General features: G+C 60.7%; 12 protein-coding genes and 1 pseudogene. 4 read left to right on the top strand and 9 right to left on the bottom strand.

Annotated features, from left to right (window positions below):
- Positions 1-122 precede the first annotated feature (122 nt).
- Positions 123-1,484, top strand: coding sequence for an IS1380 family transposase (locus HHL26_RS23260; protein WP_169576869.1), 1,362 nt, complete (start codon positions 123-125; stop codon positions 1,482-1,484).
- A 322-nt stretch (positions 1,485-1,806) separates the two neighbouring features.
- On the opposite strand, the gene HHL26_RS23255 is transcribed toward HHL26_RS23260, so the two are convergent.
- The 6 genes from HHL26_RS23255 to HHL26_RS23230 form a co-directional block, all read right to left on the bottom strand.
- The gene (locus HHL26_RS23255) at positions 1,807-2,352 is read right to left on the bottom strand and encodes a 3-phenylpropionate/cinnamic acid dioxygenase subunit beta (RefSeq protein ID WP_206377602.1); all 546 of its coding nucleotides are present in this window, start codon (positions 2,350-2,352) and stop codon (positions 1,807-1,809) included.
- A gap of 19 nt (positions 2,353-2,371) precedes the next feature.
- Complete coding sequence (locus tag HHL26_RS23250) at positions 2,372-3,691, bottom strand: SRPBCC family protein (RefSeq protein WP_278373691.1); 1,320 nt, start codon at positions 3,689-3,691, stop codon at positions 2,372-2,374.
- A 36-nt stretch (positions 3,692-3,727) separates the two neighbouring features.
- Positions 3,728-4,549 (bottom strand): protocatechuate 3,4-dioxygenase, encoded by an 822-nt coding sequence (locus HHL26_RS23245; RefSeq protein ID WP_169576863.1) that lies wholly within the window; start codon positions 4,547-4,549, stop codon positions 3,728-3,730.
- Between the two features lie 61 nt (positions 4,550-4,610).
- A complete protein-coding gene (locus tag HHL26_RS23240; protein ID WP_169576862.1) occupies positions 4,611-4,895 on the bottom strand; it encodes a hypothetical protein in 285 nt (94 codons plus the stop codon).
- A gap of 431 nt (positions 4,896-5,326) precedes the next feature.
- A complete protein-coding gene (locus tag HHL26_RS24095; RefSeq protein ID WP_206377601.1) occupies positions 5,327-5,560 on the bottom strand; it encodes a hypothetical protein in 234 nt (77 codons plus the stop codon).
- Positions 5,560-8,520 (bottom strand): Tn3 family transposase, encoded by a 2,961-nt coding sequence (locus HHL26_RS23230; RefSeq protein WP_169576861.1) that lies wholly within the window; start codon positions 8,518-8,520, stop codon positions 5,560-5,562. Before HHL26_RS23230 ends, HHL26_RS24095 begins: the two co-directional genes overlap by 1 nt.
- A 137-nt stretch (positions 8,521-8,657) precedes the next feature.
- On the opposite strand from HHL26_RS23230, the gene HHL26_RS23225 reads away from it, so the two are divergent.
- A complete protein-coding gene (locus tag HHL26_RS23225) occupies positions 8,658-9,230 on the top strand; it encodes a recombinase family protein (RefSeq protein ID WP_046766285.1) in 573 nt (190 codons plus the stop codon).
- Between the two features lie 102 nt (positions 9,231-9,332).
- Here HHL26_RS23225 and HHL26_RS23220 read toward each other — a convergent pair whose 3' ends face one another.
- Entirely contained in the window at positions 9,333-10,568 is a 1,236-nt protein-coding gene (locus HHL26_RS23220) for a site-specific integrase (protein WP_169576860.1), read from the bottom strand.
- Between the two features lie 192 nt (positions 10,569-10,760).
- On the opposite strand from HHL26_RS23220, the gene HHL26_RS23215 reads away from it, so the two are divergent.
- Positions 10,761-11,813, top strand: coding sequence for a hypothetical protein (locus HHL26_RS23215; protein WP_169576859.1), 1,053 nt, complete (start codon positions 10,761-10,763; stop codon positions 11,811-11,813).
- A 143-nt stretch (positions 11,814-11,956) separates the two neighbouring features.
- Here the strand turns inward: HHL26_RS23215 and HHL26_RS23210 are convergent, their stop codons facing one another.
- Both HHL26_RS23210 and HHL26_RS23200 read right to left on the bottom strand, forming a co-directional pair.
- On the bottom strand, positions 11,957-12,193 hold the full coding sequence (locus HHL26_RS23210; protein ID WP_169576858.1) for a hypothetical protein: 237 nt from the start codon (positions 12,191-12,193) through the stop codon (positions 11,957-11,959).
- Between the two features lie 1,437 nt (positions 12,194-13,630).
- Positions 13,631-14,131, bottom strand: coding sequence for a hypothetical protein (locus HHL26_RS23200; RefSeq protein ID WP_169576856.1), 501 nt, complete (start codon positions 14,129-14,131; stop codon positions 13,631-13,633).
- On the opposite strand from HHL26_RS23200, the pseudogene HHL26_RS24425 reads away from it, so the two are divergent.
- A pseudogene (locus HHL26_RS24425) lies at positions 14,109-14,647 on the top strand (transposase); the annotation flags it as partial. The gene HHL26_RS23200 and the pseudogene HHL26_RS24425 overlap by 23 nt on opposite strands.
- Between the last annotated feature and the right edge of the window lie 103 nt (positions 14,648-14,750).

Genomic DNA, 14,750 nt, shown 5'->3' with positions numbered 1-14,750 from the left:
TGCGCGAGCAGCAACTCGTTCTTCTCGGCTTCGGTCAGCACATGAAGCGGCGGTGGTGAAATCCGTAGGGTGAATCAGCCAATCGACCTCCGCGCAACACTTTTTTGCCAACCCCGTGAGCAATTACAGGTAGCGCACCGCGTTTTTCATTCCCAGCGATTTGCCGCAAGAAAGTGACTGCCGCGTTCGATGGCGGGCGGCTGACCTCGGACGGCGGCGTTCTGCTGCTGGCGCAGGCGGAGCGACAGCTCGGCCTTGCGGAACGGCTTGCCGCCTGCATCGCCGATCCTCGCGACCAGGCCCGCGTCGTCCATGACCTGGGTGACATTCTGCGCGCGCGCATGCTGGCGATCGCCTGCGGCTATGAGGATGCCGATGACCTCGACGTGCTGCGCCACGATCCCGGCTTCAAGCTGGCGCTCGGCAAGCTGCCGGGCGGTGCGATCGGCCTGGCGAGCCAGCCGACCATGAGCCGCTGGGAGAATGCGCCGACGACGCGCGAACTGGTGCGGATGACCGGTACGCTCGTCGATCTTTACTGTGCGAGCTATCCCGCGCCGCCGATCGCGGTGACGCTCGATATCGACGAGACGGTCGATGTCGTTCACGGCGGCCAGCAACTGTCGTTTTGGAACGGCCATTATGGCGAGCGCTGCTTCCTGCCGATCCATGTCTACGACACCGCGACCGGCCGCCCTGTCGCGATGCTGCTGCGCACCGGCAAGACGCCCTCGGGGGCCGAGACGGCGGGCCATGTCCGGCGACTGATCCGGCGCATCCGGCGCCACTGGCCCGCGACCCGCATCACGCTGCGCGGCGACGGTCATTATGGCCGGCCCGAGATCATGACGTGGTGCGAGAAGAACGGCATCGATTATGTGTTCGGCCTGCCGGGCAACAAGGCGCTCCACGCCGATCCCGTGATCGTCGCCTGTGCCGATGCCTGCGCGACCGACCGGGCGCTGGGCCTGGCATCGGGCGGTCCGGACGTGCTGCGCCGCTATGCCGAGACCCGTTATGCCGCCAAGTCCTGGGGGCCGACCAAACGCCGGGTCACCGCGCGGATCGAAGCCACCTCCCTCGGCCTCGACATCCGCTTCGTCGTCACCGCGATCGAGACCGGGACGCCCGAGCATATCTACGACGCGCTTTACTGTGCACGCGGCCAGGCCGAAAACCTCATCAAGCTCCACAAGACGCAGTTGAAGAGCGACCGCACCTCGTGCCGGTCGGCCAATGCCAACCAGATGCGCCTCATCCTCCACACCGCAGCCTACTGGCTGATGTGGAAGCTGCGTCAGGCCATGCCCGTTACCGTGACGCTGAAAAATGCCGAGTTCGCCACCATCCGCCTCCGGCTCATCAAGGTCGCCGCCCGCGTCGTCGAAACCGCCAGCCGTATCCGCATCGCCTTCGCCAGCGCTTGCCCCGATGCCGTGCTCTACCGCGATCTTGCCATCACGCTTCGCGCCGCCAGCCCCTGAACGGCGCGGCCGTGTCCGCCACCGAACCCCTCAGCAAAACCCCAAGCCATGCAAAACCGCGATGAAACAGGCGCTACGGCCGACCGTGTCCAACTCACCCCGACACGCCAGAACAAACCCCCGACAATCCCTATCGAACAGCCTCGTGAATAAGGCGGGCTAAAGGGGACTGTCAGAAATTTCGTGACGGGGTGGCGGTTGAACATCAGGTCGCCATGGCCCGCATGAAGCGTTCACCGAATAACACAGCTACGACAGACAAGTGATCGGATTCTGCTCAAGTCCCATTCTGGGGAAGAAAATGGAGCTGATATCAATACGATCAAAGAAACGTATTTATGTTTTTTGCCTGTAATACTGTATTCTGTAAGAATACCTTGCGCCTTGCCAATTTGAGGTAACCATCTTTATCTCGCCTGATCAGATCAACTCGGCGAGCCTTGAGCTCCATTTCATCATCCTCAGCTCGATTTCGGTTGTTCAGAATGACAGAATGTACCGTCCACTCGGCGGGATTCTCGGTCTTTTCCACCTCTATGTTGCCCACTAGATGGAAGTGCCTCGTCGGAGGATCTTCGGCCCAAGCAGACGGCTGCTTCGCACGGGCAACTCGAATCTTGAGATATTCGAGATCATCGTCAAAAAATGCCATGCGGCCAAGGCTGAATTTCGTGTTATCCTTCCTATAGCGAGCCTGTACGCCAGGAACCCAGTAATGGATATCATCTGCTAGCAAATTCAGCCATTCATCATATTGTTCGCCATCGAGAAGACGGGCCTCTCGATACAGGAACTGCTGAATCTCGAACAGCAAAACGATTGGAACTTCGGGACTATCGCAAAGTTCGATTTGATCAGGTTGAGTCACGTTCACCTCTAATTGATACTCAGCGGATGGGCACATCGGCCCAATTTTCTGCACCCATCAAGTCTGCCCAACGCTGATAGAATGCGCGCTGGTTTGCCTCGTTGATCTGGCTCTGGTAAACGTTCCCTTTAAGTTCATTATGGTCAATCTTTGAATTTAGCCCCATTCCAACGTGAAGCTTTTGTCGTCGAGTCACGACGCCTGCGTTGACCGAAGTGCAATTTTCGAAGTTCTCTCCGTCATCCATCTCGAAGACACCGGCTGGAGAAAAGGTCAGCATCACTCCGCGCCGATACTCATCCTTCAGTTCCTGCGGGGCATTGGCATTCAGAAACACCCATGTGTGAAGCTCAGTTTCGCTGGGTCCCTTCGGGTTCCAGGTCCGAAAGGTGTTATGCCCTGCCAGAAAGGACAGGTTGGGAAATACGTTGGCCGAACTGAGCGCACCCACCATCCTGCTGCGGATCTTCCCCAGTCTTTCAGCAAACTTGACTTCTTGTTCACGAAGATACTCAATGATCTGCGGCGAGTTGAGGGTTGCAGCGTTACCGATGAAATCCAGTCCGAACTCCCATCCATGGCCGTTGACGTTAGCGTGATAAGAGCGATCAGGGCGCATGGTCGGCTGTTTGCCGAACATAGCGATCAAGGCTGAACTGTGGGTCCAGGGTGCATGGTAGGAATCGCCCACAAAGTTTTCTGCGGGGAACTTCCAATTGCATTTGAGACGGGATTTGATGTTGCCGTCAATAAACTCGATACCTCCTTCGTCATTGTCTAGAATAACATCGAGATACCAGCGGAATTCACCTAGATATTCTTCAAGGGATGGCGCATCGGGATCGAAGCAGGCAAAATTCATACCCTTGTAATTTTCTACACGGGCCCGGTGAAGACCGAGCCGGGCCTTGTCGAAATTGGCATTCCCATCGTAGGATTGTGGTCGGCTCACGCTCTTCAGGCTGCCGTCTAGGCCGTAAGACCACCCATGAAAATTGCAGGTGAACCGGCGGGCGCTACCTACCTCAGCAAAGCACACACGGTTCCCTCGATGAGAACAAGAATTGAGGAAGGTGTGAATGTTGCCGTCTTCCCCGCGGGAGACAATGACCGCATCCTCACCTATCGTGCTTGTCAGGAAATCCCCAACCTCAGGCAATTGAGAATCATGGGCAACGAAGATCCAGCATCTGGCAAAGATTCGTTCCAGTTCGAGCGCATAGATATCCTCCTGCCAGAAAATCCGGCGATCAAGCGCACCGTCGCCTACGCTGACCCAAGCGCTTACTTTAGAACCCAATTCTTCCCGGTCGGCCGTTTCTTTGACTAGTTTTGGCACCCCATTCTCCCGTTCAAGTTGATTGCGCTTCTAATCTCAAGCCGCTGGCAGGATTTCCGCGAACCCCATTCCAGTTACACCGCCCGGCCAAGCCTCGTAGGCCAGCACCTCGCCCGCCCCTGCGGGAAGCGCACCCATCACAGCGAGGTAATGGCGGATTTCCATCCCGCCGTTCCCACCGTCACGCATGATTTCCTGGTCAGTCATCGCCAGAAGCGTCGAAGGATCACCGGACTGGATCGCATCGAGAACCTTCTTATCGAATTGGGGATTGATCCGTCCCATCTCGCCCGTGCCGACCCAATGGCTTATGCCTCCGCTGCCGATCAGCACAATCCGGTCGTCGGTTGACATGGCGGCGACTGCTTCGCGCACCATCTGTCCGAATTCATACGCACGTTGAAGACGAACATACGGCTCAACCCCGCTGGCCATGTAGACGGGAACGGTCTTGACGGATCCGTCTGTCGGTAAGGCAAGCTGGGCCGGCACGCCTATGGCATGATCAACACCAAGATCGCGAGAGACCGCTACGTCGAACCCGCTACCGTGGGCGAAATCCACGAGCATACGAGCGAAATCCGGATCGCTGGCGATCGGTGAGTTCGGAACTCCAGGCAACCTCTCAATCGGGCCATGCAACTCGCCTGTGGCAATGAGAAATTGCGGAAGGCAGCGGGGGCTGAAAAGAATGTAATGGTCCGCTCCGAATATTATCGCCCTTGTCGCCCCCAGCGCCTCCACCTTATCACGTATTTTCTTGTAAGCGCCGAGCAGATAGTCTCGCTCCTTCTTATGCGGATTTATGAACAGCAAGGGATCATGCGGCATTATATAGCCGCTAACAATTTCCGCCATCTGACAACTCTCTTTCGCGGTCCAATTTGCTCAGGCTTGAGAAGGGCAGTGAATTACCCAATCAGCCAGACGAGGCTTCTAAGCGGGATGCAAGATCGGGAACTCGAGCAAGATATTCGGGCATCGACTGTGGCCCACGCACACTGGTCCAGAAACCCATCAAGAGCATCGGATTTATGCCATATTCAAACAGGTCTTCGACATTAAGGCCCACGACCATATTTTGTTCTGGGTCGGTGAGCGCGTATTTGCCTACCGCCTCCTTGGGATTCTGGCAGAACGCCTCCCGGCGGCTACGCGACGTACTCACGTCATAGAGTAACTGCTCGACAGATCCGCAGCTCATCCCACTTACTCTCCTGATATATTCTGTCTCTGGGGAGACTAATGACACCCTTATGAAAATTGAAGGCTTACGTCAATACTCATGCGTATGGTTTATGGCTTGACGTCCCTCGAAGCCCGCTCCAAGTGCCAAACCACAGAGGTGGCCGGGTTATACCAACCTCCTGTGATGCTGACTCACGTAGGGATTGAATTCCCGGGTAAGGAATCCGCAACGCAATTAATGACAAAGCAATGATAAAAGAGCTTCCGACGGACATCGATCCTGTTTGGGCTGGCGATGGTTCGCAACTGCCCGAATGGTTTGTATCCGCGCTGAAAGTGCCGCGGGAAGAGGGCTATGCGGAGATCGATGGCGCCAGGGCGCACTATTTCCGCTGGGGCGACCGTGACAAGCCAAAGGTGTTGATGACGCACGGCCTTCTTGCCCACTCACGTTGCTTTGCCTTCATTGCACCATTTCTTGCCGAAGATTATGACGTGGTGGCGTTCGATCTTGCCGGCATGGGCGACAGCGAAATGCGCGGGCAAGCCGACATCGCAGCAAGAGGGCGTGAGTTCCGCGAGATCGCCGAGGCGCTCGACATGTTCTCTAATGGAGATTGTCGCAACGGATGTTATCTGAATTGCGCTAAGCGAGTACAGATAGCGAACATGTGCTTGCATCAAGTGGCCCCGCTCGTCCGTGCCAGGTTGAGCGGTCGCCGTTTAGCTGGCATCGCGGCCGCGCGATCCCATAGGAAGTCGCCTGAGAAGGCGATATGCCTCCAGCCAACGGGCGAGGTGTGCGCCAACAGTTCGTCCGACACGTCTTCGCCGATCGTGCGAAGATGCGCGACCGCATCCGCGATGTAGGTCGAGTTCCAATAGACAATCGCGGCAATGATGAGATTAAGGCCCGAGGCGCGGAATTGCTGGGCCTCGTGGGAGCGATCGGCGATGCGGCCCTGTTTGAAAGTGCAGATTGCCTGCGTGAGGAAGTGGCGCTGTTCGGACTTGTTGAGGCCGGCCTGACAGCGTCGGCGCAATGCGGGGCTTTCCCGCCAATCGAGCATGAAGATCGTGCGCTCGACGCGGCCGATCTCACGGAGTGCGAGGTCGAGCTGGTTCTGGCGCTCATAGGCGGCGAGTTTGCGCAGCATTGCCGAGGGCAGGACGGCACCCGCTTTCATCGAGGCGACGAGACGGACGATTTCGTCCCAATGCTGGCGGATGACATCGACCTTCACCCGGTTACCCATTAGTGGTTTCAGCAAGGGATACTGTCCAGGGGCCTCGACGCACGCCATCCGGCGATCGGGAAAGTCACGCAGGCGCGGGCAGAAGCGGAATCCGAGCATCCGGCATAGTGCGAAAACGTGATCGGTCGCGCCACCGGTGTCGGTGTAATGCGTGTCGATCCCCAGCCCGGTGCTATGGTGAAGCAGGTCGTCGAGTACATAGGGTGCCTCGTGTGTTGCGGCCGAGATGACAGTGACATGATAGGGGCCGTGCTGATCGGAGACGTGCGTGTAAAAGGAAAAGCCCGGATCGACGCCGTATTTGGCGTTGAAGTCCCCGGCGCCGCTGCCGCGCTTACCCGAGCGGAAGAACTGGCCGTCCGATGAGGACGTCGTGCCCTGACCCCATACCGCCGCGATCGGCAGCGCGTGATGGGCATCGATGATCCGTGCCAGCGCGGCTTTGTAGTTGTCGGGTGCGATATAGGCCGATCTTGTCCAGACGAGTTGGTCAGGAGTAACACCCTGGCTCGCCTGTGCCATGCGTGCGAGACCAAGGTTGGAGCCATCAGCCAGGATCGCGGCGAGCAAGGCGTTTTCGTTGTCATGCTGTTCCCGGGTCCGAAGATTGAGGAACGTCTGCGTAAAACCGGTCGCGCGTGCAACCTCGTGGAGCAGTTCGGTGATGCGCACGCGTGGCATCAGGCTGTCGATGCGCGCGGCGAGCGCTTTGGCGGCAGCGGACTCGTCGGCACGCACTGGAGTGATGGACAGCTTGCCGTCCTTGAACGTGACGCCCTCGACCTGGCCGCGGGCAAGGCGATGGGAGAAGCGTTTCAGCCGCCGGTCGAGTTCGCGACCCCGATCGGCGATCCATTCGTTGGCGGTCGCAGGCAGCTTCAGGTCGGTGGCGATCGGCGCAGCCTCGGCGGTGGAAAGCATGTAGCTGTCGAACTTGCGATAATTGGACGAGCGCTCGACCCACACGTCGCCCGAGCGCCATTTGTTGCGCAGGTGCGCCATGAGGCCGGTTTCCCAGAGCCGGCGATCAGGCTTGTCGCCGCCCTCCTTGACCAGCGTCCGCCAGTCCTTGCGGAACGGCATCGGCGCGGCCGGGGGTACATCGCGGCGTCCCGAGCGGTTCATTTCGCGCAGCGTGTTCACGGCCGCGATCGTCGACGCGCTGCCGCGTCCAGCCTTGAAATCGATGGCTTCGAGAAGCAGCGGCGTGAATTTGCGCAGCCGGCTCCACTGGTCCGCCGCCCGCAGCAAGGGGTTCTCGCCCGCAAGACTGGCGATGGAGCGGGCTTCGCCGCGTGCGCGGAGCAGCTTGTCCCAGCCCACTGCTGCATCGACCGCGACGAAGCCATCAATCCCGCTTTCCTGTGCTTCCTCCAGCGCAGCGACCGTGCGATCGAACAGCCGCATGATGCGCCCGACATCGCGCGTGGTTGCCGCGTAGCTTTTCTTTTGCTTGTTGTTGCCGCGCGTAAAGCTGCCGCCGATAATGCGATCGGCCATGTCGAGCGCGGCGTCGATCAGTTTTGCCTCCTGGTCGAGGATCATCGCCGCAAGCGTAGCGCGCCGACGCGACGGTGTATAGCGACTGATAAGCTGCGCAGAGGAGGCACGACCCTCGCGGACGAGCTGGCGAAGCCGATCGGGATGGATCGCGTCGCCGATCGCGACGGGCAGCCCGATGTCGCGCACGCGCGCCAGTCGGTCAAGCAACCCGCGCACATTGTCCGGCGTCGGGGCGGTGGTAATCTCGCGCAGCCAGGCGAGCGGCGTCAGCCCGGTCTGCGGATCGACGACCAGCACAGCATCGAGCTTGGCCAGGCTGTCGGCGGATACACCAACGAGCAGGGCGTCGTAGGCACGCAGTCGCGCGCGGGCGCGACCGGCGATTCCGGCACGCTCGATCACCGACGGCGATGGCAGCGTGATACACGACGCCCGAAGCGCTTCGGTGATACCGATCACAATGGGCACCCCGCGATCGGTCGACCATGCTGCTTTGGCCCCGGCCTCGATCAGCAAAGGCAGGTCGGCATTGGTCGGCTGTCGCAATCCGAGCGCCGCCTCGGCGTCGCGTGCGTGAACAGACGCGGTGGCGGGGCGTGCAGCGTAGCGGTCGAACGCCGAAGCGAAGACGCCAATCTGTTCACCCATAAAGGCGACAAGGTGTTCGGGCGCGCCCTCCTCGAGCGTGAAGCCGAACCCGGGATGGCGAAGCAGCGCAAACTGCACCGCGAAGCCGAGCCGGTTTGTGTCGCCACGCTTGGCCACGACGGAAACGAGGTCGCGCGGCGACAACATATAGTGCCGCGCGAGATCCTCGCGGGTCTCGGGCACGCCGAACAGCGCACGCCGTTCGGCATCAGTGAGGAGGTCGCGTCGTGCCATGGTGAAATCCGTCCACAAAAGGGTGAGAATAATCGTGGACATACGGTCTTAATGAGACGTAGTCTCTGGACGGTTTTGGGTGGTGTCGCGCAGCCTCGGCGTCGACGTCCCTAGACCGGACGTTTGGGAGACGGTGGTTGAGCGGCATATTGGGCTACGCGCGCGTGAGTACCGGCGACCAGGATGTCGCCGGGCAGACGATGCGTCTCGAACAGGCGGGTGCGATCAAGGTGTTTACCGACGTGCGATCGGGCAAGTCGATGGACCGACCCGGATTGGCCGAACTGCTCGCGTACGCGCGCGCCGGCGACACGCTGGCGGTCGTCCGCCTTGACCGACTCGGTCGTTCGCTCGGCGAACTATTGACCGTCGTGACAGCCCTGAAGGAGCGCGGCATCGCGCTGCTTAGCCTCGAGGAGAAGCTCGACACCTCGTCGGCGGCAGGCGAACTTGTGTTCCACGTCTTCGGCTCGATCGCGCATTTTGAGCGGCGGCTGATCGCCGAGCGGACGAAGGACGGTATCGCCGCGGCGCGGGCCAAGGGCAAGTTACCGGGCCGCCCGCCGTTGGACCCTGAAAAGGCGAAAGCCGCCCTCAACCTGGTCGTGGCGGGAATGTCGCCAACCCATGCTGCGCGCCAGCTTGGCCTTGGCCGTGCTACCGTTTATCGGGAAATGGCGCTCGCTGGCGTCCGGCGCACTGCCCCCTGAGCGGTGTTCGCCATCCGTTCGTACTTAGGGTAATTCAGATAACATCTGATGCGATGACCTCTGATGACGGTGTCGAGATTTTCCAGCTCACATAGCCGCGAGCTAAGCGATTTTTGCCATCAACCGACCGGCCGCCCCTTGCTCTGCCGCCAAGTTGCGATTGTACGCGAGCGGCATCCGCGGCGACTTCCATCGCAACGCATCCATGATCCCGGCGAGATCTTCACCACTCGCGAACAGGTCCTGATTAAGCCCCACCCGCGTCGAATGCGCGCTGATTCCCTTCAGCAGCCGAGCCAGATCCTCGGCCGTCAGATCGGGCAGCGCGCCGAGATCGAACGCCCGCTGGATCATCGCTCGATAGATCGGCCCGACCGACGCGGGGTGGAGCGCGCCCTCCCCCACATCATACTCCACCCGCGCCGGCACAGCCCGTTTCGGAAGCGTCTTGCGCAGATCCCATGCTTCCCGCCCTGTAATGCTGTCGATCGGCCGCCCACGCACCGCTGCCTTCGCCCTGTAGCGCCGGACGTTCACGCGCCGAAACACCGGCCCGCTCTCAATCCCCGAGGCCTCCAACCAGGCCGCGATCGCCCGAGCGGAGCGTGGGCTCAGATAGGCGGTGGCCCCCTCGCCTTCCTGGTCGCCCTTGCTGCGCGGAATGCTGAGCAGCCGGCCATCGGGATCGATCGCCTCGATGATGTGCTCGACTTCGATCGCGACCAGCTCGGAGGCACGCAGCCCGGTGTCATAGCCGGACGAGAGCAGGGCGCGATCGCGCAGGCCCGGCAGATCTTCCGGGCAACTCTCGAGCAGCGCCCGCACGTTGAGCCCGCGAGGCTCGTCGCGCTCGACGTTGCGCACCGGCCCTTTGAACCGCAGCGGCCGCGCCTGTTTCTGTGCGGTGCCGAGGCGACGACGGATCGCCTGCAGGCGCAACTTCACCAGCGAGGCCGGCGTTGGATCCTTGAGATCGAGCAGTTGGTGGATCTTGGCGATCGACGCCTTGTAGCGGCCAAGCGACGCCGGCTTGCTCCCCTTCCCCGCGCGGGCATCGAGATAGTCCGCCACGGTTTCCGGCGTCGCCGGCAGCGCGATCCGGTTGTGGCGCCGGCACCAGAGGTCGAACGCCTCGAGGTCGGATTTGAGCGCGCGGATGCTGTGCGGCGACGACGCGGCCTGGTAGGCGGCGATCAGCGGCGCGTTGACGACGATGGTTTCGCCGGCGCGCATCTTAACTACGGCCCAGGACAGATCGTCGCCCGAAGGAATGGGCGCTGGCGCGCCGCTTTCTTCGGCTGTCAGGGCGTTTTCATCGATCGGCGCAGCGTGATCCATCGGCGCGCTGTGTAGCCCACCTTATAGAGAAGCGTCAAATATGGAGATATGATAACTGCACTTATCGCATGTTTATATCAACAGAGGCAAAAGCACACTTTCCGAACGGGTATTTCCGTTGAATAGCGGTGGTCAAAAGCACGAGGATAACGGCTTTTCGGACGGCGTAAATTTTGGCATAAAGCAGCGGAAATGGCCATCGCCCCTGCCCCGCCCGACCTACTGCTCGCTTATGCCGACGCTCAGGCCGCCCTCGCCCGCCTCGCCGACCGGGTGACGCTCAGCCCGGTGCGCGGCCCCCTGCCGACGCGGATGGCGCTGGCCGAACGCCAGGCGCTCGCCGGCCTGGACTCGCTGGACCTGCCCGATGAGGCTATCATAATTGATACGCGCGGGCGAGTGGCGGCCACCGCCTACGACCTGACCCACTGGAAGCAGGCGATCGGCCAGCCTATCCCGCTCACCGCCCTCGCCCACGACCCCGTCGCGCTGCTCGCCTGGTTCGGGGCCGACCCGCCGCGCGCCTTCGACCCAGGCGCGTGGGACGCCCCGATCGCGCACGATCCTGCCGAGCGCCTTGCCGCGATCGCGCGCTGGCAGGAAGCGTGTCGTGCCTTACCCCCCTCCCCTCCCCTGCTCCATAGCGGCCGCATCGCAGCCCTGTGGCGGCAGCACGCGCCGCTCGGACGCGGCGATCTGGTCGCGAGCCTGCTGATCGGCGATCGCTGGGGTGCCGGACGCTGGCCCGGCTCGAGCGGCGGACTCACCGCGCTCGGCCTACGGCACGCCGGCGGCCTGTGGAAGATTGCCCGTGGCGCCGAACTCGACAGGCTCTGGCTCGACGCGATCCAGATGGGCGCCGAAGTCCATCTGGAGACCGACACCCGCCTGCGCGCTTATGCCCAGCGGGTCGCCCGCCACCTCACCGCGCGGCGGCGGCTCGGGCGCCTGAAGGACGTGCTCCGGTTCGCCATGGCCCGTCCCACTGTCACCAGCGGCCAGGTGGCGCAAGCGCTGAAGCTGACGTCAGCCGGAGCCATCAAACTGTTGACCATTGCGGTCGGCGAAGGGCTGCTGCTCGAACGCACCGGGCAGGCGAGCTATCGCAGCTACGCCATCCCGGTCAGTCAACCTGCCCCAGGTCGACCTGCCCCGGGTCGGCGGCTCCGACCTGCGGCTGATCCCTTTGCTGCTGATTTCTGGGCGGAAGGGGACGAAAATGGGCTCCTCCCAGAGCCTCCCTGAGCGGCAAAATGCATTGGCGATAAGGCGTGGGTACCTGAAACCTCAAAAAGCGCCCTGCGGGCTTCTGTGGGCATTTTGGGGCGTTTCATGCTTTGTTCTGTTTTTACAGTATTCGCGACCACGCGATCTCCACAATCCCTCGCTTAGGACGCCACGGGACTGACGATCTCGAGCCAATCCACAATTGCCACAAGGACGGAACCGCCGTCCGTTCGCCTGTCATACAGGGCAGCGTTTCCGAGCGGAACCCGGCAGACGGTAATAGCTTGCTTCTCGGGGCGGCTGTTGTCCGTGAGCACAGTGGCATCCGCGATTTTCATCCCGGCATGGATCGCCATTTGGGTACGCGGAAATCGGGAGACGAGCTTGGCCAGCTCCACGGCATGCCTGCGCTCATGCTGCACCTGCTGCCAACCCTGGCCATCATCGCGCAGTGATGGGCCTAGTCCGGTAGAGCCCCCTTCCCTCGCGGTTCGGGAGGAAGGACCGCATCATCCGACCCGCATGGAGCAGCGGCGAGTCTCATTGAGAGGAGAGGAACTTTCGCCACGACGTCGATTTGCCTGAACCCTTATGACCAGCCAGGATGATGGCCAGCGGCTCTTCTGTTTCGGTCTGCGCTTGGAGGATCTGATCGATCGCGCTTCGAAGGCCGGTCATTTGATCTCGACAAACTGTCCGTCAACGATCGGGGGCCGCGCCGTCTGACCGTCCAACCGCCGGATGATGCATGTGGGATCATTCTCATCCACCGGATAGCTCGGGATGCCTCGCTTGGTGGACAGAAGGACGCGGGGCTGCCACCATGACATTGCCAAGCATGTCGTTGTGCTCCCGATGCCACCAGCAACCCCTTTCGCGACGTTGCCGAGGTGATTAGACGCCTTTCCGTCGGGTGTGCATCGGATGTGGCCAGGGAAGTTAGGACGCGGATCGTGCCAGCTCTAGCTGAACTGGAGTGACGGACGCATCGAGGTGAGAAATGCCGGATTAGTGATGGGCTATCCGCTATCGAAGCCGTAGCTTGTCAAATTTATCTAAAGAAGGAAGCGCCGTAGGCGCCCCTTAAATCCTTTAAGAGAATCCATAAGAGGTTAAAGGCATCCGCATCTACCGCGAATCGCGGAGTCAGCACGAGTCGGTCGATTAGGGGCGTTCCTGAAAACCCGTGACTATGTTCCTAAAGTCCCGAAGCTTGTGTTCCTAATGCACCGTGATTCGGTTCCCAATGTACCGTGAGGCGTTCCTGAAGTCCCGTGGCATTGCGGGCGTCAAAGATGGACCCAAGGTCCAGTAAAACATGTTTTACCTGCCTCCAAACCCGCAGAAAAGTCCCGTTTTTGCGGGTTCGCGGCGGCTCGTTCCGACGAAGTTGGCGACGTAGCGGTACCGCGCGCCAAAGACAGGTGAACGGTCGTTGTGGAATTACCAAGCCCTCAGCCACGGGACATTAGGAACGCCGAGAAGAGGCCAATTCTGGAGGCTCATCAATGGCAGGCATAGTTTAGGGGATATCGCAGATTCGGCGGCCTGTTTGACGGAATGCCACGGGACATTAGGAACGGCTGCCTCCCCTCCCCTTCGGCTCGACTGAATGCGCAGACGCGGTATTTCAGGAACGACGTCGTGCCTCTTCATTGCGCGCGGTGGAACACCCAGCTTGGCGATCCTGCTGCCCATTGAGACTTGGGTATTCAAAGCTGCATGGGCTTTGATGCGCGCGCAATGTCGTCCTAGTAATGTTGGTCTGTAAGTGGGACTCAGGAAAGGTTGGAATTGTCGCGTTTTGGGCGTTCCTGAAATACCGGGGATGCACGCTAGCCGGTGTCCGCGAACGTATTTGTAAAGCAACCCTCTCTAAGAGATGAATAGCCCGCATGAGGTTTCGAGGCCGCTTTGTTGTGGCTCTCAAAATGCTCGGTCAGATCTGGTTGCTCCATTACGGCCAGCGCAGCGCTTGGCGCCTCCCGCGCAGGATTGTCACGCCATTCCACAAGCAGAAGGTCGTCCTCCTGCCGACGCAGCGGGCGCAGTTCTGTTTTCCGGAAAACACTGATTCTAGAGCCCCGAAGGCGGAATTCATCGTCATTGCTGACAGCGTGGGGCGCTTCGCTGTGGGAAATGTGGCGCTGAGCGACGTGGAGATTTTTGCGCGAAGTGCGCATGCGGTTCGGGATTTCGGGAACGCTGAACTTGTCGTCCAAGAGGATGTCTCGCAGCGTGGTTTGTTGAGGAGTGAGGTGGCCACCGTGATTTCCAGATAGGTTTGGATTGCGACACTCGAACCTGACGGAAGGAATCACGATGAAGCTCGTCATCTCCGACGCGCATGAAGGCATCAAGGCGGTCGCCAAGTTGTTGTGTGCCAGGTGGCAACGCTGCAGGGCGCACTTCACGCGCGATGCCTTGGCCCACGCCGGAAAGAGCGGCCGGAGGGTCGTCTCCGCCTTCATCGCCACGCCTTCGCGCAGGGAGACCGCCGAAGCCGCGAGCCACCAATGGCGCGCCGTCGCCGACTAGATCCGGCCCAAAGTGTCTAAGCTGGCGACCCTGATGGACGAAACTGAACTTGAAGTTGGCTTATATGAGCTTCCCCGCGCCAAGCTCTACAGCACCAACCCCATCGAACGGCTCGGCGAAACCAAACACACAGGAACGACGTTGTCGGCACTTTTCCCCAGTGAGGCTCCCATCACTCGCCTGAACGTCGCTATCCTCATGGAACAGAGCGACGCGAATGGGCCGGCCAGTTTGCCCCCTTCATGACCGTAGAAACCAGGGGCCCGGTCAGCGGCAATCCCATCACCGTGCTCTCGGCTGTTTCCGGAGTATGAGCGGCCCATACCGACGCCGGAAAATGCTGGGATCATCCTCAGCTACACCACGCTGCGGGACATCATCTCGTCCGAAGCAATGTTTGTAGTACCGGGGAGCGCT

The organism is Sphingobium sp. TB-6, assembly GCF_012927365.1.
Taxonomy (GTDB): domain Bacteria; phylum Pseudomonadota; class Alphaproteobacteria; order Sphingomonadales; family Sphingomonadaceae; genus Sphingobium.
This window is presented reverse-complemented; position numbering and strand designations above follow the sequence as displayed.